The organism is Streptomyces sp. NPDC003379 (assembly GCF_053589195.1).
This window is the reverse complement of sequence record NZ_JBSFRK010000012.1, coordinates 177,479-197,510: the sequence shown is the minus strand read 5'-3', so window position 1 is coordinate 197,510 and position 20,032 is coordinate 177,479. Positions and strand designations below refer to the sequence as shown.

19 protein-coding genes are annotated in these 20,032 nt (G+C 71.8%); 17 read left to right on the top strand and 2 right to left on the bottom strand.

Features of this window, described 5'->3' with window-relative positions:
* Nucleotides 1-75: 75 nt before the first annotated feature.
* The 16 genes from ACWDVB_RS14295 to der all read left to right on the top strand — a co-directional run bounded on the left by ACWDVB_RS14295 (nucleotide 76) and on the right by der (nucleotide 17,460).
* The gene (locus ACWDVB_RS14295) at nucleotides 76-1,770 is read left to right on the top strand and encodes a CTP synthase (protein WP_451517869.1); all 1,695 of its coding nucleotides are present in this window, start codon (nucleotides 76-78) and stop codon (nucleotides 1,768-1,770) included.
* Between the two features lie 85 nt (nucleotides 1,771-1,855).
* Entirely contained in the window at nucleotides 1,856-2,482 is a 627-nt protein-coding gene (locus ACWDVB_RS14290; protein ID WP_451517870.1) for an NUDIX domain-containing protein, read from the top strand.
* A 171-nt stretch (nucleotides 2,483-2,653) separates the two neighbouring features.
* On the top strand, nucleotides 2,654-4,747 hold the full coding sequence (locus ACWDVB_RS14285) for a tetratricopeptide repeat protein (protein WP_451517871.1): 2,094 nt from the start codon (nucleotides 2,654-2,656) through the stop codon (nucleotides 4,745-4,747).
* A gap of 145 nt (nucleotides 4,748-4,892) precedes the next feature.
* On the top strand, nucleotides 4,893-6,008 hold the full coding sequence (gene ald / locus ACWDVB_RS14280; protein WP_451517872.1) for an alanine dehydrogenase: 1,116 nt from the start codon (nucleotides 4,893-4,895) through the stop codon (nucleotides 6,006-6,008).
* Between the two features lie 389 nt (nucleotides 6,009-6,397).
* Complete coding sequence (locus ACWDVB_RS14275) at nucleotides 6,398-7,528, top strand: ParA family protein (RefSeq protein WP_451517873.1); 1,131 nt, start codon at nucleotides 6,398-6,400, stop codon at nucleotides 7,526-7,528.
* Nucleotides 7,513-8,103: a hypothetical protein gene (locus ACWDVB_RS14270; RefSeq protein ID WP_451517874.1), complete on the top strand. Its 591-nt coding sequence runs from the start codon at nucleotides 7,513-7,515 to the stop codon at nucleotides 8,101-8,103. Before ACWDVB_RS14275 ends, ACWDVB_RS14270 begins: the two co-directional genes overlap by 16 nt.
* Before the next feature lie 18 nt (nucleotides 8,104-8,121).
* Nucleotides 8,122-9,099 carry a segregation and condensation protein A gene (locus ACWDVB_RS14265; RefSeq protein WP_451517875.1) on the top strand — a complete coding sequence of 326 codons (978 nt, stop codon included), beginning with the start codon at nucleotides 8,122-8,124 and terminating at the stop codon, nucleotides 9,097-9,099.
* Between the two features lie 2 nt (nucleotides 9,100-9,101).
* A complete protein-coding gene (gene scpB / locus ACWDVB_RS14260; RefSeq protein WP_451517912.1) occupies nucleotides 9,102-9,752 on the top strand; it encodes an SMC-Scp complex subunit ScpB in 651 nt (216 codons plus the stop codon).
* Nucleotides 9,753-9,764: 12 nt separating this feature from the next.
* Complete coding sequence (locus ACWDVB_RS14255; protein WP_451517876.1) at nucleotides 9,765-10,988, top strand: pseudouridine synthase; 1,224 nt, start codon at nucleotides 9,765-9,767, stop codon at nucleotides 10,986-10,988.
* Nucleotides 10,989-11,083: 95 nt separating this feature from the next.
* Nucleotides 11,084-11,809, top strand: coding sequence for an NUDIX hydrolase (locus ACWDVB_RS14250; RefSeq protein ID WP_451517877.1), 726 nt, complete (start codon nucleotides 11,084-11,086; stop codon nucleotides 11,807-11,809).
* Nucleotides 11,806-12,807, top strand: coding sequence for an ADP-ribosylglycohydrolase family protein (locus tag ACWDVB_RS14245; protein WP_451517878.1), 1,002 nt, complete (start codon nucleotides 11,806-11,808; stop codon nucleotides 12,805-12,807). The genes ACWDVB_RS14250 and ACWDVB_RS14245 overlap by 4 nt, the downstream gene beginning before the upstream one ends.
* Nucleotides 12,808-12,927: 120 nt before the next feature.
* Entirely contained in the window at nucleotides 12,928-13,296 is a 369-nt protein-coding gene (gene aroH, locus ACWDVB_RS14240; protein WP_451517879.1) for a chorismate mutase, read from the top strand.
* Nucleotides 13,293-14,378, top strand: coding sequence for a prephenate dehydrogenase (locus ACWDVB_RS14235; protein WP_451517880.1), 1,086 nt, complete (start codon nucleotides 13,293-13,295; stop codon nucleotides 14,376-14,378). The genes aroH and ACWDVB_RS14235 overlap by 4 nt, the downstream gene beginning before the upstream one ends.
* A 153-nt stretch (nucleotides 14,379-14,531) precedes the next feature.
* Entirely contained in the window at nucleotides 14,532-15,227 is a 696-nt protein-coding gene (cmk, locus tag ACWDVB_RS14230) for a (d)CMP kinase (protein WP_451517881.1), read from the top strand.
* Nucleotides 15,185-15,886 carry a lysophospholipid acyltransferase family protein gene (locus ACWDVB_RS14225; RefSeq protein ID WP_451517882.1) on the top strand — a complete coding sequence of 234 codons (702 nt, stop codon included), beginning with the start codon at nucleotides 15,185-15,187 and terminating at the stop codon, nucleotides 15,884-15,886. The genes cmk and ACWDVB_RS14225 overlap by 43 nt, the downstream gene beginning before the upstream one ends.
* A gap of 95 nt (nucleotides 15,887-15,981) precedes the next feature.
* On the top strand, nucleotides 15,982-17,460 hold the full coding sequence (gene der, locus ACWDVB_RS14220) for a ribosome biogenesis GTPase Der (protein ID WP_451517883.1): 1,479 nt from the start codon (nucleotides 15,982-15,984) through the stop codon (nucleotides 17,458-17,460).
* Nucleotides 17,461-17,526: 66 nt separating this feature from the next.
* Here the strand turns inward: der and ACWDVB_RS14215 are convergent, their stop codons facing one another.
* Both ACWDVB_RS14215 and ACWDVB_RS14210 read right to left on the bottom strand, forming a co-directional pair.
* A complete protein-coding gene (locus tag ACWDVB_RS14215; RefSeq protein ID WP_451517884.1) occupies nucleotides 17,527-17,841 on the bottom strand; it encodes a hypothetical protein in 315 nt (104 codons plus the stop codon).
* Between the two features lie 183 nt (nucleotides 17,842-18,024).
* Entirely contained in the window at nucleotides 18,025-18,807 is a 783-nt protein-coding gene (locus ACWDVB_RS14210; protein WP_451517885.1) for a hypothetical protein, read from the bottom strand.
* A gap of 525 nt (nucleotides 18,808-19,332) precedes the next feature.
* On the opposite strand from ACWDVB_RS14210, the gene ACWDVB_RS14205 reads away from it, so the two are divergent.
* Nucleotides 19,333-19,974 (top strand): LysM peptidoglycan-binding domain-containing protein, encoded by a 642-nt coding sequence (locus ACWDVB_RS14205; RefSeq protein ID WP_451517886.1) that lies wholly within the window; start codon nucleotides 19,333-19,335, stop codon nucleotides 19,972-19,974.
* Nucleotides 19,975-20,032: the final 58 nt, after the last annotated feature.

Here is a 20,032-nt window from a genome sequence, read left to right as displayed (position 1 = left end):
CGCCTCCCCCGAATTCCCGGTGAGGCCGCCGGTACGCACCTTCCACACCGCGACCACGGGAGCCCCCTCTTGGCCATGCAGACCGCTGCTTTCCGAAACAGCACAGCCGCGACGACCAAGCACATCTTCGTCACCGGGGGTGTCGCCTCCTCCCTCGGGAAGGGGCTGACGGCCTCCAGCCTTGGCGCGCTGCTCAAGGCCAGGGGTCTGCGCGTCACGATGCAGAAGCTCGATCCGTACCTGAACGTCGACCCGGGCACGATGAACCCCTTCCAGCACGGTGAGGTGTTCGTCACCAACGACGGCGCCGAGACCGACCTGGACATCGGCCACTACGAGCGCTTCCTCGACGTCGACCTCGACGGCTCGGCCAACGTCACCACCGGCCAGGTCTACTCCCAGGTGATCGCCAAGGAGCGGCGCGGCGAGTACCTCGGCGACACCGTCCAGGTCATCCCGCACATCACCAACGAGATCAAGCACCGCATCCGCCGCATGGCCGCCGACGACGTCGACGTCGTGATCACCGAGGTCGGCGGCACGGTCGGCGACATCGAGTCGCTGCCGTTCCTGGAGACCGTCCGCCAGGTCCGCCACGAGGTCGGCCGCGACAACGTCTTCGTCGTGCACATCTCGCTGCTGCCCTACATCGGCCCCTCCGGCGAGCTGAAGACCAAGCCGACCCAGCACTCCGTCGCCGCCCTGCGCAACATCGGTATCCAGCCGGACGCCATCGTGCTGCGCGCCGACCGCGAGGTGCCGACCGCCATCAAGCGCAAGATCTCGCTGATGTGCGACGTCGACGAGGACGCCGTGGTCGCCGCCATCGACGCCAAGTCGATCTACGACATCCCGAAGGTGCTGCACACCGAGGGCCTCGACGCCTACGTCGTGCGCAAGCTCGACCTGCCCTTCCGCGACGTCGACTGGACCCAGTGGGACGACCTGCTCGACCGGGTGCACAACCCGAAGCACGAGGTCACCGTCGCGCTGGTGGGCAAGTACATCGACCTGCCCGACGCGTACCTGTCGGTGACCGAGGCCATGCGCGCCGGCGGCTTCGCGAACAAGGCCCGCGTCAAGGTCAAGTGGGTCACCTCCGACGACTGCAAGACCCCGGCGGGTGCCAAGAAGCAGCTCGGCGACGTCGACGCGATCCTGATCCCCGGCGGCTTCGGCGAGCGGGGCGTCGACGGCAAGGTCGGCGCCATCCAGTACGCCCGTGAGAACAAGGTGCCGCTGCTCGGCATCTGCCTCGGCCTCCAGTGCATCGTCATCGAGGCCGCCCGCAACCTCGCGGACATCCCGGACGCCAACTCCACCGAGTTCGACGCCGCCACCGCCCACCCGGTGATCTCCACCATGGCCGAGCAGCTCGACATCGTCGCGGGCGAGGGCGACATGGGCGGCACGATGCGCCTGGGCATGTACCCGGCCAAGCTGGCCGAGGGCTCCATCGCCCGCGAGGTGTACGACGGCAAGGAGTACGTCGAGGAGCGCCACCGCCACCGCTACGAGGTGAACAACTCCTACCGCGCCGACCTGGAGAAGAAGGCGGGCATCCAGTTCTCCGGCACCTCCCCGGACGGCAAGCTCGTCGAGTACGTCGAGTACCCGCGCGAGGTGCACCCCTACCTGGTCGCCACCCAGGCGCACCCCGAGCTGCGCTCCCGCCCGACGCGTCCGCACCCGCTCTTCGCGGGCCTGGTGAAGGCGGCCGTCGAGCGCCAGGAGGCCGCCCGTAAGCCGGGCGCCAAGTCGGGCAAGTAACACTAAGCGATACGGTTGCCGGGGTGCGCGCCTTTGGGGGCGCGTGCCCCGGTTTTCGTTTGCACGTGTGGGAGGACAGCGCGACATGACGATCAAGGACACCGCCGAGGAGTGGCAGGTCACGGCGACGGAGACGCCCTTCGTCGGGAACAAGACCTCCGTGCGCACCGACGACGTGGTCATGCCCGACGGGTCCGTCGTCCACCGCGACTACCAGGTCCACCCCGGCTCGGTGGCCGTCCTCGCGCTCGACGGCGAGGGCCGCGTCCTGGTCATCCGCCAGTACCGCCACCCGGTCCGCCAGAAGCTCTGGGAGATCCCCGCCGGGCTGCTCGACGTCCCCGGTGAGAACCCCCTGCACGCCGCGCAGCGCGAGCTCTACGAAGAGGCGCACGTCAAGGCCGAGGACTGGCGCGTCCTCACCGACGTCTACACCACCCCCGGCGGCTGCGACGAGGCCGTGCGCGTCTTCCTCGCCCGCGATCTCGCCGAGGCCGAGGGGGAGCGCTTCGAGGTCTTCGAGGAGGAGGCCGACATGGAGCTGACCCGCGTCCCGCTCGACGAGCTGGTCCGCGGGGTGCTCGCCGGCGAGCTGCACAACAACTGCCTGGTCGTGGGCGTCCTTTCGCTGTACGCGGCCCTGAAGGGCGACGGTGTCGACGCACTGCGCCCGGCCGAGGCGCCCTGGCCCGCGCGCCCCTTCGAGGTCTAGGACCCGGGGTCGCCGCACGGTCGGCCCTACCGGTATGACGATCTGCTGATCCGATCGGGGGACTTGTGCGCGGCGCGTGTCCGGAGGCGTGGCAGGGCCTGAACTAGGCTCTGAAAGCGTCCCGCCCGAAGTCCTGGCGGGTTCGTGCGCAGGCGGACGGGAGCGTGGCCCGTGACGGATCAGGCGGTCGACACGGACGGTACGGCGGCGGGTGGCGCGGTACCGTCCCCGGCCGGTGCCGCCGGTGAGCCGACAAGTGATCAGTTCGTCGGCCGGGCCCGTGAGTTGAAGGAACTCCGCGTGGACATCGCCCGAGCGGGACTCGACACCCTGTCCGGCCGCAAAGCGCCCCGCGCCCGCGTCCTGCTCGTCGCGGGCCGCCCCGGCTCCGGCCGCACCTCACTCGCCGAGGAGCTCGTACGGCAGCTCGCCGGCGACTATCCCGACGGGGTGCTGCGGGCCCGCCTCACGGAGCCCGACGGCCAGCGGGTGCCGACGGAACGCACCGCCCGCGAACTCCTCGACGCCCTCGCCGTCCCCGCACCGCCCGGCGCCTGCGAGGACGACCTCTCCGAGCGGCTCAGGGACGCCCTGAAGGAGCGCAAGGCCCTGCTGCTCCTCGACGACGCGGCGGACGCCGAGCAGGTCGACCCGCTGCTTCCGGACACCCCCGACTGCCTGGTCGTCGCCGTCTCCGAAGGCCCGCTCACCGGCATCCCCGACGTACGCCCATGCACCCTCGGCGGCCTCGACAAGGCGGCCGCGGTGGAGCTGCTGGCCCGCGCCGCGGGACCCGTGCGCATCAAGGTGGACCCGGGCTCCGCGGAATCCCTGGTCGAGGCGTGCGCGGCCCACCCGGCGGCCCTCGTCCTCGCCGGGGGCTGGCTCTCCGTACGGCCCAAGGCGGCCGTCGCCGATCTGGCCAAGCGGGTGCACGACCTGCCCGACGAGGGCCCGCCGCTCGCGCGGGTCTTCCGGCACACGTACGCCTCGCTGTCCGGGCCCTCCGCGCGGGTGCTGCGCCTGCTCTCCCTCGCCCCGTGCGGACACGTCGACCCGCACACCGCCTCCGCGCTCGCGGGCTGCTCGGTCTCCGGGGCCAAGGCGGCGCTGGACGATTTCGCCGCGCTCGGACTGGTCCGGCGCGTGGACTCGCCGCTCCCGCAGTACGAGGTGCCGGGCTGCCTCGTACCCCTGCTGAGGTCCCTCACCGGGACCCAGGACCGCCCGGCCGAGCTCCAGCTGGCCCGCGCCCGGATGCTGGAGCGGACCGTACGGCTGCTCCAGTCCTGCCGGGCGATCACCGAGCCGGAGGCCTCCGGTGCCCGCAAGGAGCTGTCGGGGTTGCCGCGCGCCCTGCGCTTCGACGGGCCCGGCGCCGCCGCCGAGTGGCTCTCCGTCCGTCGGCCCGCGCTGCTCGCCGCGGCCCGCCTCGCGGTGGCCGACGGGGATCTGGACACCCTCGCCCGGCGCCTGATGGCGGCCCTGACGCGGGCCCTGATCGCGCACCGCGGCGCCGAGGAGGCGGCCCCCGATCTCTACGGCATCCACCGGCTGGTCCTGGACGTGGCCGAGCGGCAGGACCTGCCCCGCGAGAAGGCCGCCGCGCTGCTCAACCTCGCGGATCTGGACGCCCGGACAGGGCGGACACCGGAGGCCCTCGCGCGCTACCGGGCCGCGCTGGACGCGGGCCGCGCGGCAGCGGATCCGTACGCCACCGGGCGCGCGATGGAATCCGTAGGCGGCGCCTACCAGGAGCTGGGGGACTGGTCACGGGCCTCCGACTGGTACGGCAGGGCCCTCGCCCAGCGGCTGGCCCGCGACGAGCGCGCCGACGCCGCCCGCCTCTACGGCCGCATCGGCGCGGTGCACACCTACGCGGGCCGCTACGGCGAGGCGCTGCGCAACTGGAGCTCGGCCGTCGCCGGACACCGCAAGAACGGCGATGTGACCGCCCAGGCAAGGGCGTTGAGCGAGATGGCGCGCGTGCAGGAGTACGCGGGCAGGCCCGAGGAATCCCTGCGTACCTGTCAGGAAGCCGTCGAGTGGGCGCGGCACGCCAACGACGTACGCCTGCAGGCGGCGTTGCAGCTGCGCCTCGCCGACACGCTGGAGCGGCTCGGCGACCCGGCGGCCGCCCGGCTGCACCGGGCAGCGGCCGAGCGCATGCTGGGAACGGAGTACCCGGAGGCCCCGAGGCTTGAAACGAACGGTGGAGTAGCGCCTTCCGCCTACGAAATCCGTAGTGCATCCGCAGAGCATTGAAGTATTGAAAGGCTAGACAGCGAGAAATCCTTCATTAGACTGGCTCCGCCGCGTACAACCGTGGTGCCCCCCGTTGCGCCCTTATGTGCACCGGTCTGGGGTGCATTGCCCGAAACATCCCCTGAGCCAAGGACCGTGATCGACGATGAAGGTCGGCATCCCCCGCGAGGTCAAGAACAACGAGTTCCGGGTGGCCATCACCCCCGCCGGTGTGCACGAGCTGGTGCGCCACGGCCACCAGGTCGTCATCGAGCGGAACGCCGGCGTCGGCTCCTCGATCACGGACGCCGAGTACGTCTCGGCCGGTGCCCGGATCCTGGACACCGCCGACGAGGTCTGGGCCGCCGCGGACCTGCTCCTGAAGGTCAAGGAGCCCATCGCGGAGGAGTACCACCGCCTCCGCAAGGACCAGACCCTCTTCACGTACCTGCACCTGGCCGCGTCCAAGGAGTGCACGGACGCGCTCCTGGAGTCGGGCACGACCGCCATCGCGTACGAGACCGTCGAGACCGCGGGCCGCGCGCTCCCGCTGCTCGCCCCGATGTCCGAGGTCGCGGGCCGCCTCGCCCCGCAGGTCGGCGCCTACCACCTGATGGCCGCCAACGGCGGCCGCGGTGTCCTGCCGGGCGGTGTCCCGGGTGTGGCCGCGGGCAAGGCCGTCGTCATCGGCGGCGGCGTCTCCGGCTGGAACGCCGCGCAGATCGCCATCGGTATGGGCTTCCACGTGACCCTGCTCGACAAGGACATCAACAAGCTCAAGGAAGCCGACAAGATCTTCGGTACGAAGATCCAGACCGTCGTCTCCAACGCCTTCGAGCTGGAGAAGGCCTGCCTGGACGCCGACCTCGTCATCGGCGCCGTCCTCATCCCGGGCGCCAAGGCCCCGAAGCTGGTCACCAACGAGCTCGTCTCGCGCATGAAGCCGGGAAGTGTTCTTGTCGACATCGCGATCGACCAGGGCGGCTGCTTCGAGGACTCGCACGCCACCACGCACGCCGAGCCGACCTTCCCGGTCCACAACTCGGTCTTCTACTGCGTCGCCAACATGCCCGGCGCGGTGCCCAACACCTCCACCTACGCGCTGACCAACGCGACGATGCCGTACATCGTCGAGCTGGCGAACCGCGGCTGGGTCGAGGCCCTGCGCCGCGACCCGGCGCTGGCCCTGGGTCTCAACACCCATGACGGCAAGGTCGTTTACAAGGAGGTCGCCGAGTCCCACGGTCTCGACCACGTCGAGCTGGAGTCGCTCCTCGGCTGACCCAGGTGACCGACTCCGGTCGGTCTCGGACACTTTCGTCAACGAGAGTCGTCAATCTCACGCCCGCGGCCGGACCTTGAGAGGGGTCCGGCCGTATGCGTATCAGTGTGGACACGTTCAACTCGCCTTGAACGTAACCCTTTAGCCGTTTCGCCCACCCCCGATACGTGCCGTTGGCAACCCTCATGCCCTTGACATCGAGGTGTTCCTTTGCCGACACATCGGGCCCGGTCCGGCGGATTGTGTTGCTGCGGAGCGGTGACACGCCATAGAGTCGCCAACCGTCGGCATGGTGCCACGCTGACCTATCGAGAAGTTTCCTGGTCACCAAGGAGGTAAGACGACTTGTGAATGAGTCGACATTTGCTCCCGGGGGTGGTCAACCAGGAATGTCTGTGCGGGGCCAAGGACCCGTCGGGCTCGAGGCTGTCGGCTCCGTCGCTGTCCGCACCTTCGAAGCCAGGCAGAGCCCCCAGCCGACACAGTCAGCACCCCAGAGCATGGATGGCCATCACGTGAACGCCATGGCCGGCGACCGGAGTGGCGATAACACCCACACCCACCTCGCCGACTACGAGGAACTGCCCCAGGGGCACTTCTACGACCCCGACGCCGAGTACGAGCCCGATCCGGAGTACGCGGCCACGCTCGCGCCGGACGCGGCCCGCCAGCGCCGCGAGCGCATCGGCCCCACGGGACGCCCGCTGCCGTACTTCCCGATCCCCGGCCCGCTGACCGACCACGGTCCGGCCAAGATCATCGCGATGTGCAACCAGAAGGGCGGCGTCGGCAAGACGACGTCGACCATCAACCTGGGCGCCGCCCTCGCGGAGTACGGGCGCCGGGTCCTGCTCGTCGACTTCGACCCGCAGGGCGCCCTCTCGGTCGGCCTCGGTGTCAATCCGATGGAGCTGGACCTGACGGTCTACAACCTCCTCATGGAGCGCGGCATGTCCGCGGACGAGGTGCTCCTGAAGACGGCGGTCCCCAACATGGACCTGCTGCCCAGCAACATCGACCTGTCGGCCGCCGAGGTGCAGCTGGTGAGCGAGGTCGCGCGCGAGTCGACGCTGCAGCGGGCGCTCAAGCCGCTGATGCAGGACTACGACTACATCGTGATCGACTGCCAGCCCTCGCTCGGCCTGCTCACCGTGAACGCCCTGACGGCGGCCCACAAGGTGATCGTGCCGCTGGAGTGCGAGTTCTTCGCGCTGCGCGGTGTGGCGCTGCTGACGGAGACCATCGAGAAGGTCCAGGAGCGGCTCAACCCCGACCTGGAGCTCGACGGCATCCTCGCGACCATGTACGACTCCCGCACGGTGCACAGCCGAGAGGTGCTCGCGCGCGTGGTCGAGGCCTTCGACGACCACGTCTACCACACGGTCATCGGGCGCACGGTCCGCTTCCCGGAGACCACGGTCGCCGGTGAGCCGATCACCACGTACGCCTCCAACTCGGTCGGCGCGGCCGCCTACCGTCAGCTCGCCAGGGAGGTGCTCGCCCGGTGTCACGCCGAGTGAGTCTGCCCGGGGCCGACGAACTGTTCCGTACGACAGGGGGGATGGCCCTCCAGTCGTCCACCCCGCGGCGCCCGGCCAACGGCGAGGCGCGCGTGCCCGCCCCGGCGGGCGAGAGCGACGAGACCGCGGCCTCCGCCGACGACACCGCACAGGGCGACGGCGGTGAGCCCGCCGAACACGCGGCCACGGACGCGGAGTCCGGCTCCGGCGAGTCCCGCAGCCGTTCCGCGGGCGACGCCGAGAAGGGCTCCGGACGCCGCTCGTCAGCGGCGCAGGAAGGTTCGGCCGCCCAGGGCGGCGGCAAGTCCGGCTCCTCGACCGCGCAGGCGCGGCGGCGGGCCCGGGCCGCGAACCGGCGGCCCAGCGGGCGCGAGCGGCACGACGAGAAGATCACCGTGTACGTCTCCGCCGAGGAGCTGATGGACCTCGAACACGCGCGGCTCGTGCTGCGCGGGGAGCATGGGCTCGCGGTCGACCGCGGGCGGATCGTGCGGGAGGCCGTCGCCGTCGTCCTCGCCGACCTGGAGTCGCGGGGGGACGCGAGCATTCTCGTACGACGATTGCGTGGGCGGTAAGGGATAGCCTTCCCGCCGATGCCCCTGAATGACGATTCCGCACCGCCTCCCGTTGCTCGCCGCCGCACCCTGGGCCGGGGGCCGGGGGCGGCTCCTGCGGAGCCGGAGCCCGTGGCCGAGGCGGGTCCGTCTCCTGCGGACCGTGGGCACGACCGCGGCGGCGACTCGGAGCAACCCCCGGCCGGGCCCGACGACGGGCGGTTCAAGGTCCGCCTCGCCAACTTCGAAGGGCCCTTCGATCTGCTGCTTCAGCTGATCGCCAAGCACAAGCTGGACGTCACCGAGGTCGCTCTGTCCAAGGTGACCGACGAGTTCATGGCGCACATCCGCGCCATGGGGTCCGACTGGGACCTCGATCAGACGACCGAGTTCCTGGTGGTCGCCGCCACGCTCCTCGATCTGAAGGCGGCGCGGCTGCTGCCCACCGCCGAGGTCGAGGACGAGGCCGACCTGGCGCTGCTCGAAGCGCGGGACCTGCTCTTCGCGCGGCTGTTGCAGTACCGCGCGTACAGACAGATCGCGGACATCTTCAGCGGGCGGCTCGACGAGGAGGCGCGGCGCTATCCGCGCACCGTGGGGCTCGAACCGCACCACGCCGAGCTGCTGCCGGAAGTCGTCATCAGCATCGGGGCCGAAGGGTTCGCCAAGCTCGCCGTGAAGGCGATGCGGCCCCGCGTGAAGCCGCAGGTGTACGTCGATCACATCCACGCCCCGCTGGTCTCCGTGCGGGAGCAGGCCGGCCTCGTCGTCGCCCGGCTGCGGGAGCGGGGGGAGATCGGCTTCCGGGTGCTCGTGGAGGACGCGGGGGACACCCTCACCGTCGTCGCGCGCTTCCTCGCCCTCCTGGAGCTGTACCGCGAGAAGGTCGTCGCCCTGGACCAGGAGGACCCCCTCGGCGAGCTGACCGTGCGCTGGACCGGCGGCGACAGCGCCGGGGAGCCGATGGTGACCGACGAGTTCGACCGGGCCCCCGAGCCGATGGAGGAGAAGGCGTGAGTGTGCACAGCCCCGTGGGGGAGCTTGCCGGTGCCGTCGCGGAGCTGGAGCTGCGGCCCGCGCTGGAGGCCGTCCTGATGGTCGTCGACGAGCCGGCCACCGAGGAGCACCTGGCGAAGATCCTCGGGCGGACCGGGCGCGAGGTCGCCGACGCGCTGCGCGAGCTGGCCGACGAGTACACCGTGCAGAAGCGGGGCTTCGAGCTGCGGCTCGTCGCGGGCGGCTGGCGGTTCTACACCCGTCCCGAGTACGCCGCGGCCGTGGAGGGCTTCGTCCTCGACGGTCAGCTGGCGAGGCTCACCCAGGCGGCCCTGGAGACCCTCGCCGTGGTCGCGTACCGCCAGCCGGTCAGCCGTTCGCGGGTCTCCGCGGTACGCGGGGTGAACTGCGACGGCGTGATGCGCACCCTCCTCCAGCGGGGTCTGGTGGAGGAGGCGGGCGCGGAACCCGAAACAGGTGCGATCCTGTACAGGACGACGAACTACTTTCTGGAGCGGATGGGCCTGCGCGGCCTGGACGAGCTCCCGGAGCTCGCGCCCTTCCTCCCCGAGGCGGACGCGATCGAGGCCGAGACGCAGGAAGGCGCTCCGTCGTTCGACCCGGACGCACCCGATGCGCCGGGGTACGAGTACACCCAGGACACAGTCGACTAGACGGAACTTTTGATGCGAAGCAGCAACGGCAGGAACAGCAGCGGAAACAACGGCGGGAGCCGTGGTGGCAACAGCGGCGGCCGTGGCAGCAGCGGTGGCCGCGGCACTTACCGGGGTGCCGCCGGTAACGGCCGCGACGACAAGCGAGACGACAAGCGCGACGACAAGCGTGGCGACAGCAGGCGCGATGACAAGCGTGGTGACAGCAGGCGTGACGACCGGCGCGACGACAAGCCGAGCCGGCCGAGCAAGCCGCGCCCCGAGGAGCGTCGCTACGACGTAGGCGGCTCGGACGCGGTCTTCGGGGCCCAGGCGAGGAAGGGCCGGGGCGCTGCGGCGCGCGGCGGCGCCAAGGGCGGCCCCCGCACCTCCCAGGGCAGTGGGGCCCGCGGCAGCCGCCGTGGCACCCCCGCGACCTCGCGTGAGTTCGACGCCCGGCAGGAGGAGCGCAACCGCGAGCGGTACGCGGGCAAGCCGAAGGTCAGCCCGCCCAAGACCTTCCCGGGCGCCGAGCAGGAGGGCGAGCGCCTGCAGAAGATCCTCGCCCGTGCGGGCTACGGCTCGCGCCGTGCCTGTGAGGAGCTGGTCGACGAGGCCCGCGTCGAGGTCAACGGCGAGATCGTCGTGGAGCAGGGCATGCGCGTCGACCCCGAGAACGACGAGATCAAGGTCGACGGCCTGACCGTGGCCACGCAGTCGTACCAGTTCTTCGCGCTGAACAAGCCCGCCGGTGTCGTCTCCACCATGGAGGACACCGAGGGCCGCCAGTGCCTCGGCGACTACGTGACCAACCGCGAGACGCGGCTCTTCCACGTGGGGCGGCTCGACACCGAGACCGAGGGTGTCATCCTGCTCACCAACCACGGCGAGCTGGCGCACCGCCTGACCCATCCCAAGTACGGCGTGAAGAAGGTCTACCTCGCGCACATCGTGGGCCCGATCCCGCGTGACCTGGGCAAGCAGCTCAAGGACGGCATCCAGCTGGAGGACGGGTACGCCAAGGCGGACCACTTCCGCGTCGTCGAGCAGACCGGCAAGAACTACCTCGTCGAGGTCACGCTGCACGAGGGCCGCAAGCACATCGTGCGGCGCATGCTGGCCGAGGCGGGCTTCCCCGTCGACAAGCTGGTGCGGGTGGCCTTCGGGCCGATCACCCTGGGCGACCAGAAGTCCGGGTGGCTGCGGCGGCTGTCCAACACGGAGGTCGGCATGCTGATGAAGGAAGTCGACCTGTAGGCCTGTGGACCTTTAGGCCCGGAGGGGCCCCTTGCGTGGGCCACCCCCCTCTCTTTATAGTCATCGAGACCATAAAGAGAGGGGGGTGGTTGTGCATGCGGGGTTATGACAAGCACGCCTACGAACCGTTCGCCGTCACCGTCGACCTGGCGGTGTTCACCATCCGCGAGGGCGCGCTGCACGTACTGCTCGTCGAGCGCGGTCAGGAGCCGTACGCGGGACGCTGGGCGCTGCCCGGCGGGTTCGTGCTGCCCGACGAGTCCGCCGAGAGCGCGGCGCAGCGTGAGCTGGCCGAGGAGACCGGGCTCGCGGACGTCAGCGGGCTCCACCTGGAGCAGGTGCGCACCTACAGCGAGCCGGACCGCGATCCGCGCATGCGGGTCGTCTCCGTGGCGTTCGCGGCGCTCGTCGCCGACCCGCCTCAGGCGCGCGGGGGAGGCGACGCGGCCCGCGCGGCCTGGCTGCCCTACAGCCCGGCGACGTACCGCCCGCTCGCCTTCGACCACGACCGGATCCTCGCCGACGCCCATGAACGCGTCGGCGCCAAGCTGGAGTACACCGGGCTCGCCACCGCCTTCTGCGCGCCCGAGTTCACACTCGGCGAGCTGCGGCAGGTCTACGAGGCGGTGTGGGGCGCCGAGCTCGACCCCGCCAACTTCCGGCGCAAGGTCGTCGGCACCGCAGGGCTCGTCGAGGCGATCCCCGGCGCCGCCCGGCTGACCGGCGGGCGCGGCAAGCCCGCGACGCTCTTCCGCGCGGGCACCGCCACCGCCCTCCACCCGCCTCTTCTCCGCCCCACCTCGGAAGGACAGCCCTCATGAAGCGCGCCGCCACCGGATCCCTGCTGGGCCTCGCCCTGGGGGACGCGCTGGGCTTCCCGACCGAGTTCAACGACGTGCCCTCGATCCTCGCCAAGTGCGGTCCCTGGCGGGGCATGGAGCTGCCGAAGCCGGCCTTCGTCACGGACGACACGCAGATGACCCTCGCGCTGGCCCGGGGCCTGCGCACCGCCACGGGCCGGGGCGCACTCGGCCCGAAGCGGCTGGAGCGGCCCCTGCGCGAGGAGTTCGTGGCGTGGTACCAGTCGCCGGAGAACAACCGCGCGCCCGGGAACACCTGCCTGAAAGCCTGCGGCCTCCTCAAGAACGGCAAGCCCTGGGAGGAGGCCAGTCAGGTGCACTCCAAGGGGTGCGGCGCCAACATGCGCGTCGCGCCCCTCGGGCTCGTTCCCGGCCTGAGCGACGAGCAGCGTGCGGGCGCGGCGCAGCTGCAGTCCGCGCTCACCCACGGCCACCCGACGGCCCTCGCCGCCTCCGACCTCACCGCGCACGCCGTACGGCTGCTGGCCGAGGGCGCCGAACCGATGGGGATCATCGGACTGCTGCGCTCCTACGCGTACGACAACCGGACGACGTACCACGAGCGCTGGCTCGGCGAGCTGTGGAAGCGGGGCGAGGCCGCCACGCCCGAGCGGTTCATCGCCCACGGCTGGGACGAGTGCCTGGCCGTCCTGGAGCGCCTGGCAGCCGCCCTGAGGCACGCCAACCCCGAGACCGACCCCTGCCTGGCCACCGGCGAGGGCTGGACAGCAGAAGAGGCGCTCGCCACCGGCCTGCTCTGCTTCCTGATGTTCGTGGACGAGCCCGTCACCGCGCTGCGCCGCGCCGCCTGCACCTCGGGCGACTCCGACTCGATCGCCTGCCTCGCGGGCGCCTTCGCGGGCGCGCGCCTCGGCGCCGACGCGTGGCCCGCCGACTGGGTCGAGCGGATCGAGCACCGCGACGAGCTGCTGGAGTTCGGGACGCTCTGGGACGCCTGAGCCGCTCCGGCTCCGGCCTCCCCCGCCCGTCTCGGCAGACGGGCGCCCCGCGCTCCCGTGCCGGGCGCTGACTACCCTTGCCGGACGACAGTCGTACGTACGCGAGCGAGGAGCAGCACTGTGGCGGTACGAGCGGTCCGGGGCGCCGTCCAACTGGAGCGGGACGAGGCCGGGCACATGGGCGAGCAGGTCAGGGCGCTGCTCACCGCCGTCCTTGAGCGGAACGGACTGACCGGGGGCGACCTGATCAGCATCTGGTTCACGGCCACGCCCGATCTGCACTCCGACTTCCCCGCGGCCGCCGCGCGCGGGCTCGGCACCGGACTCGCCGACGTACCGCTGATCTGCGCCCAGGAACTGGACATAGCGGGCGCCATGCCCCGCGTCGTCCGCGTCCTCGCGCACATCGAGACCGACCGCCCCCGCTCCGAGGTCGCACACGTCTACCTCGGCGCCGCCGCCGCACTCCGCAAGGACATCGCCCAGTGAGAACCGCCCTCGTCATCGGCACCGGCCTGATCGGCACCTCCGCCGCCCTGGCCCTCGCCTCCCGCGGCGTCACCGTCCACCTCGCCGACCACGACCGGGCACAGGCGCGCACCGCCGCCGCGCTCGGCGCCGGTACCGATGAATCCCCTGAGGGACTTGTCGACCTGTGCGTCGTCGCCGTGCCGCCCGCGCACGTCGCCGCCACACTGGCCGACGTCATGCGGCGCGGCGCCGCCCGCGCCTACCTCGACGTGGCCAGCGTCAAGGGCGGCCCCCGCCGCGACCTTGAGGCGCTGGGCCTGGACCTCACCTCGTACATCGGCACGCACCCCATGTCCGGACGCGAGCGCAGCGGCCCGCTCGCCGCCACCGCCGACCTCTTCGAGGGCCGGCCCTGGGTGCTCACCCCGACCCGCGACACCGACACCGAGGTGCTCAACCTCGCCCTGGAGCTGGTCGCGCTCTGCCGCGCCGTCCCCGTCGTCATGGACGCCGACGCCCACGACCGCGCGGTCGCCCTCGTCTCCCACATGCCGCACCTGGTCTCCAGCATGGTCGCGGCCCGCCTGGAGCACGCCGAGGAGTCCGCGGTGCGCCTCTGCGGCCAGGGTGTCCGCGACGTCACCCGGGTCGCCGCGTCCGACCCCCGGATGTGGATCGACATCCTGTCCGCCAATCCCGGCCCGGTCGCCGACCTGCTGGCGCAGGTCGCGGGCGACCTGGACGAGACGGTGACGGCGCTGCGCGCGCTCCAGTCCACCGACGAGGAGCGGCGGACCGAGGGCGCGGCGGGCGTCGAGAGCATGCTGCGGCGCGGCAACGCCGGCCAGACCCGGGTGCCCGGCAAACACGGATCGGCCCCACTGGCGTACGAGATCGTCGCGGTGCTCATCAACGACCAGCCGGGCCAGCTCGCCCGCATCTTCGCCGACGCGGACCGCGCGGGCGTGAACATCGAGGACGTACGCATCGAGCACGCGACCGGCCAGCAGGCGGGCCTCGTGCAGCTCATGGTCGAACCGAAGGCCGCGCCCGTGCTGAGCGCGGCGCTGCGGGAGCGGGGCTGGTCGATCCGGCAGTAGCCCGATCGGCCGATCCGGCGGCGGCCCGGTCCGGGCGCCGGACGGCCGTGCGAAGGGGCTGTCGGGGCAGGGTGCGCGAGCCAGTAACCTTGTGCGGGGCGTGTTCGCGCCCCGCCACCCCGCCCCGTGTACCGCGAAAGGTGCCCGCTCCCCGTGGAAACCGCAGCAACCGCCGCCCCGGCAGCAGTGATCGTCGCCATCGACGGGCCCTCCGGCACGGGCAAGTCGAGCACCTCGAAGGCCGTCGCCGCCCAGCTCGGCCTCAGCTACCTGGACACCGGCGCCCAGTACCGGGCGATCACCTGGTGGATGGTGCACAACGGCATCGACCTCACCGACCCGACCGCGATCGCCGCCGTGGCGGGCAAGCCCGAGATCGTCTCCGGCACCGACCCGGCCGCCCCGACCATAACGGTCGACGGCACCGACGTCGCGGGCCCCATCCGCACCACCGACGTCACCTCCAAGGTCAGCGCGGTCAGCGCCGTCCCCGAGGTGCGCACCCGCATCACCGAGCTGCAGCGCACCATCGCCCGGTCGGCCGAGCAGGGCATCGTCGTCGAGGGCCGCGACATCGGCACGACCGTGCTGCCCGACGCCGACCTGAAGATCTTCCTCACCGCCTCTCCCGAGGCGCGCGCCGCCCGCCGCTCCGGCGAGCTCAAGGGCGCCGACGTCAAGGCGACGCAGGAAGCCCTGATCAAGCGGGACGCGGCCGACTCCAGCCGCAAGACGTCCCCGCTGGCCAAGGCCGACGACGCCGTCGAGGTCGACACCACCGAGCTCACGCTCCAGCAGGTCATCGAGTGCGTCGTCACCCTCGTCGAGGAGAAGCGGGCCGCCAAGTGACCCAGGGTGCTTGTGAGCGGGGAGCCTCCGAGCGCGGCGCGGAGGTCGGCCGACGCATCGGCGTCGGCCTCATGTACGGCCTGTTCAAGCCGCGCGTCCTGGGTTCCTGGCGGGTGCCCGCGCGCGGCCCCGTGATCCTGGCCGTCAACCACTCGCACAACGTGGACGGCCCGATGGTCATGGGCGTCGCGCCCCGGCCGACGCACTTCCTGATCAAGAAGGAAGCGTTCGTCGGCCCGCTCGGCCCCTTCCTGGACGCCATCGGCCAGGTCAAGGTCGACCGCTCGATCGCCGACCGGACGGCCATCACCCGGGCCCTCGGCGTCCTGGAGCAGGGCGGCGTCCTCGGGATCTTCCCCGAGGGAACCCGGGGCGAGGGCGACTTCGCGTCGCTGCGCGCCGGGCTCGCGTACTTCGCCGTCAGGTCCGGCGCCCCGATCGTCCCGGTCGCGGTACTGGGAAGCACCGAGAGGCCCGGGCGGTTGATAAAGCAGCTGCCCCCGCTGCGCAGCCGGGTCGACGTCGTCTTCGGCGACCCGTTCGAAGCGGGCGACGGCAGCGGACGGCGTACGCGCAAGGCCCTCGACGAGGCGACCGTGCGCATCCAGCAGCGGCTCTCCGCCCACCTGGAAAACGCCAGGCGCCTGACCGGGCGCTGAGCGAGACTTATCAAGTCGAGACTTATCAAGTAGTGCCCCGGCCGTCGAAAGGCCGGCGCACCGATCACCACGATGAACGACGAGGTACGGACTTCATGAGCGACCAGACCCAGCCCGAGGGCGACGGCTCCGCCGAGCACGACCACGGGGCGCTCGGCGACGCCGAGTACGCGCAGTTCATGGAGCTCGCCGCCGAAGAGGGCTTCGACATCGAGGACGTCGAGGGCGCCATCGAGGAGGCGGGCCACGGCCCGCTCCCCGTCCTCGCCGTCATCGGCCGCCCCAACGTCGGCAAGTCGACGCTGGTGAACCGCATCATCGGCCGCCGTGAGGCCGTCGTGGAGGACCGCCCCGGCGTGACCCGCGACCGCGTCACGTACGAGGCCGAGTGGGCGGGCCGCCGCTTCAAGCTCGTCGACACCGGCGGCTGGGAGCAGGACGTGCTCGGCATCGACGCGTCCGTCGCCGCCCAGGCGGAGTACGCCATCGAGGCCGCGGACGCCGTGGTCTTCGTCGTCGACGCCACGGTCGGCGCCACCGACACCGACGAGGCGGTCGTGCGTCTCCTGCGCAAGGCCGGCAAGCCCGTCGTCCTGTGCGCCAACAAGGTCGACGGCCCCTCCGGCGAGGCCGACGCCACCGCCCTGTGGGCGCTCGGCCTCGGCGAGCCGCACCCCGTCTCCGCGCTGCACGGCCGCGGCACCGGCGACATGCTGGACGCCGTCCTGGAGGCGCTGCCCGAGGCGCCCGAGCAGACCTTCGGCACGGCCGTCGGCGGCCCCCGCCGCATCGCGCTGATCGGCCGGCCGAACGTCGGCAAGTCCTCGCTGCTCAACAAGGTGGCCGACGAGGACCGCGTGGTCGTCAACGAGATGGCGGGCACCACCCGTGACCCGGTCGACGAGCTCATCGAGCTGGGCGGCGTCGTCTGGAAGTTCATCGACACGGCGGGCATCCGCAAGCGCGTCCACCTCCAGCAGGGCGCCGACTACTACGCCTCGCTGCGCACCGCCGCCGCCGTCGAGAAGGCGGAGGTCGCGGTGATCCTCATCGACGCCTCCGAGACCATCTCCGTGCAGGACCAGCGCATCGTGACCAGCGCCGTCGAGGCGGGCCGCGCGATCGTCATCGCGTACAACAAGTGGGACACCCTCGACGAGGAGCGCCGCTACTACCTGGAGAGGGAGATCGAGACCGAGCTCGCCCAGGTGGCCTGGGCGCCGCGCGTCAACGTCTCGGCGGCCACCGGCCGGCACATGGAGAAGCTCGTCCCGGCGATCGAGACGGCCCTCGCGGGCTGGGAGACGCGCGTGCCGACGGGCCGGCTGAACGCGTTCCTCGGCGAGATCGTCGCCTCCCACCCGCACCCGGTCCGCGGCGGCAAGCAGCCCCGCATCCTCTTCGGCACGCAGGCGGGCACGAAGCCGCCGCGCTTCGTCTTCTTCGCGTCGGGCTTCATCGAGGCGGGCTACCGCCGCTTCCTGGAGCGCCGTCTGCGCGAGGAGTTCGGCTTCGACGGGACGCCGATCCACATCTCGGTGCGGGTGCGCGAGAAGCGCGGCCGCAAGAAGTAGCCGCCGACAGGTACGTACGTACGTGAATGCCCGGCTCCCCGCTTCGGGGGCCGGGCATCGCGCTGCTCAGTGCTCGCGGCGCGGGCCCGGTGGCAGGGCCGTGAGGTAGGGGTGGCCCGCGGCCTGGTGGTCCTGCTGGCCGTAGCTGGCCATGTGGAGCTGGCCGAAGGAGTTCTGGCGCGTGTCGTGACGCGGGTCGTACCGCCCGTCGCCGCGGTGCCGCATGTCGTACGGCCCGGTGGCGAACGCCGTGAACCCCATATTCTCCTCGCCGGTGCGGTCACCCGGCAGGGCGCGGAAGGACCTGCGGTACTCCGAGTACAACGCGTCGTAGATCGGCGTGGCCGAGTGCTCGCCCGTGGTGTCCGGCGCGGAGCGCATGGACGGGATCGGGTTCTGGTACGTCGGCCGGTGGCGGGAGGGGTCGTATGTGTGCACGTCTGTGCCAACGAAACCGTCGCCCGACGGATGCGGGGGCCGCGTCGCTTTCCGGGGTCGGCAGGAGCGTGACCGGCGCATTCGTGGCCCGGGGGGCGGTCGTGCGGGCGCTTGGCGGGTAGCCGGTCAGGTGCCGGCGAGCGGCATCGTGCAGGCGACGAGCTGTCCGTGGGCGGCGGTCCTGTCGAGCGCGTCCCGCAGCAGGTCCTCGCGCGGCTGCCGGCCGATGGAGCCGGCGGGCGCGGCGAAGAGCAGCACGCTCTGCGTCTTGTTCGCCGCGGCGCGCCAGGCGTCGGTGACGTGGAGCGGCTGGTGGGCCTGCCACCAGGCGACGGGGGAGCCGCCGTTGACGCCGGGCTGCAGGACGGCGTGCAGCTGGCCCATGGCGAGCAGCACCGACCAGCCGTGCAGCATGGGCGGTACGCCGCCGAGGGACGTCGTCGGCATGAAGCCCTGCTCGACCAGGAGCGGCAGGAACTCGTCGCCGCCGCCCGGGGCGGCGCCGGGGCGGGAGATGGGCCCGGTGGGCTCGACGACGAGTGCGGGGCGCAGCTCGCCCTCGATCAGGACCAGGCCGCTGGTCACGCCGAGCACGGCCGGGCCGGACATGGCCTCGTCGGCCCCCGCGGCGTCCTCGCCGGTGATGGACCGCACGGCGCCCTGCAGCTGCTCCTCGGAGACCGTGACGATCTGGGAGGGCAGGCAGGTGGCGTGGGCGAAGGCGAGTACGGCGGTCTCGTCGCCGACGAACAGGACCGTGCTGGTGCGTTCCTGCTCGGAGTCGCCCGGGGTACGGCAGGACGTGCAGTCGTAGCTGCCCGGGGTGTTCTCTCCGGCGAGCAGCCGGTCGGCTTCTTCGTCGCCGATCTCGGCGCGTACGTCGTCGCTGACGTCGAGCATGCGCGGCACGGGTGGCTCCTCGGGATTGTCACGTGGGGTGCTTGTGGTGGGTGTGGCGCGCCGGGAGGTGCCCGGCTCATAAGAAGACAACGGCCGATCAGTGGCGCAAGTCACGGATGGAAGCGAACGGAATCGCACCATCCGCAGCGGAGGGTGAGCCCGCTGCCGGAATCTGTCACTCCGCGCCAACAGGTGTGTGGTGCAGGGAAGTTGGGGCGGTGAGGTGAGTCACAGATCACCGGCTCGGACGGTCGACAAATGCCGATATCAGGGAATGAAGTGGGTGGCCGAAACTCGCTGCTACCCTCGGTAACACACAACTGGCCTGGAATGACAACGAGTTGGTTGTTATCGGGGCGAGCGGGCTCCTAGATTCCACCGCCGTGTGCAGCGAGCACCGCTCGGGTACGTCCACCGGTCGCACGGTCGGTTCAGAGCCGACACACCGGCGGACGGGTCGGCCGGACCTCGGACGCCGGACGCGCGAGGGGCCGTACGGTCAGGGGGAGCCCGAGTCCGTCGAGAGGGATTTTCATGTCCGCACGTCCCAAGCGCATTCGCACGACAGCAGTGATCGGAGGGGCCGCGCTGTTCGCCCCGCTGGGGCTGCTCGCCGCGACCGGCCAGGCCGCCGCGGCAGACGGCGGAGTGTGGGACCGCATCGCACGGTGCGAGAGCGGCGGCAACTGGCGGATCAACACCGGCAACGGCTACTACGGCGGACTCCAGTTCTCCGCCAGCACCTGGCGCGCGTACGGCGGAGGGGCCTACGCGCCCACCGCCGACAAGGCGTCGAAAGCCCAGCAGATCGCTGTCGCCACCAAGGTCCAGCGCGCCCAGGGGTGGGGCGCGTGGCCCACCTGCGCGGCGCGGGCGGGAGCGTACGGCAGTGCGCCGTCCGCGGCGGCGCCGGTGCCCAAGCCGGCGAAGCCCGCGCCCCAGGCCGTCAAGCCCGCGCCGAAGCCCGTTGAGCGGCAGCCCGGCACCGTGTCCGGTCATGCCGACCGGGGGGCCTCGCGGGGCACTTCCGGGAACTACACCGTCCGGGCGGGTGACACCCTCAGCGGCATCGCGGCCCGGCACGGGACCGGTTGGCAGCAGCTGTACGCCGCCAACCGGGTGGTTATCGGCGGCGATCCGCATGCGATCGTGCCGGGGCAGCGGCTCAGGGTCTGAGCCGCCGTCCGGGTGGGGTCGCGGCCGCGGCGGCGCGGCACGGCTCGGACCTGTGGCG

Excerpts from the sequence above, each read along its gene's own strand:
- ACWDVB_RS14245 (WP_451517878.1), top strand. The coding sequence starts at position 11,806 with ATGAAGCGCGCCGCCACCGGATCCCTGCTGGGCCTCGCCCTGGGGGAC.
- der (WP_451517883.1), top strand. The coding sequence starts at position 15,982 with ATGAGCGACCAGACCCAGCCCGAGGGCGACGGCTCCGCCGAGCACGAC.
- ACWDVB_RS14205 (WP_451517886.1), top strand. The coding sequence starts at position 19,333 with ATGTCCGCACGTCCCAAGCGCATTCGCACGACAGCAGTGATCGGAGGG.
- ACWDVB_RS14265 (WP_451517875.1), top strand. The coding sequence starts at position 8,122 with ATGCCCCTGAATGACGATTCCGCACCGCCTCCCGTTGCTCGCCGCCGC.
- ald (WP_451517872.1), top strand. The coding sequence starts at position 4,893 with ATGAAGGTCGGCATCCCCCGCGAGGTCAAGAACAACGAGTTCCGGGTG.
- ACWDVB_RS14295 (WP_451517869.1), top strand. The coding sequence starts at position 76 with ATGCAGACCGCTGCTTTCCGAAACAGCACAGCCGCGACGACCAAGCAC.
- ACWDVB_RS14275 (WP_451517873.1), top strand. The coding sequence starts at position 6,398 with ATGTCTGTGCGGGGCCAAGGACCCGTCGGGCTCGAGGCTGTCGGCTCC.
- ACWDVB_RS14255 (WP_451517876.1), top strand. The coding sequence starts at position 9,765 with ATGCGAAGCAGCAACGGCAGGAACAGCAGCGGAAACAACGGCGGGAGC.
- ACWDVB_RS14250 (WP_451517877.1), top strand. The coding sequence starts at position 11,084 with ATGCGGGGTTATGACAAGCACGCCTACGAACCGTTCGCCGTCACCGTC.
- ACWDVB_RS14290 (WP_451517870.1), top strand. The coding sequence starts at position 1,856 with ATGACGATCAAGGACACCGCCGAGGAGTGGCAGGTCACGGCGACGGAG.
- ACWDVB_RS14215 (WP_451517884.1), bottom strand. The coding sequence starts at position 17,841 with ATGCGCTCCGCGCCGGACACCACGGGCGAGCACTCGGCCACGCCGATC.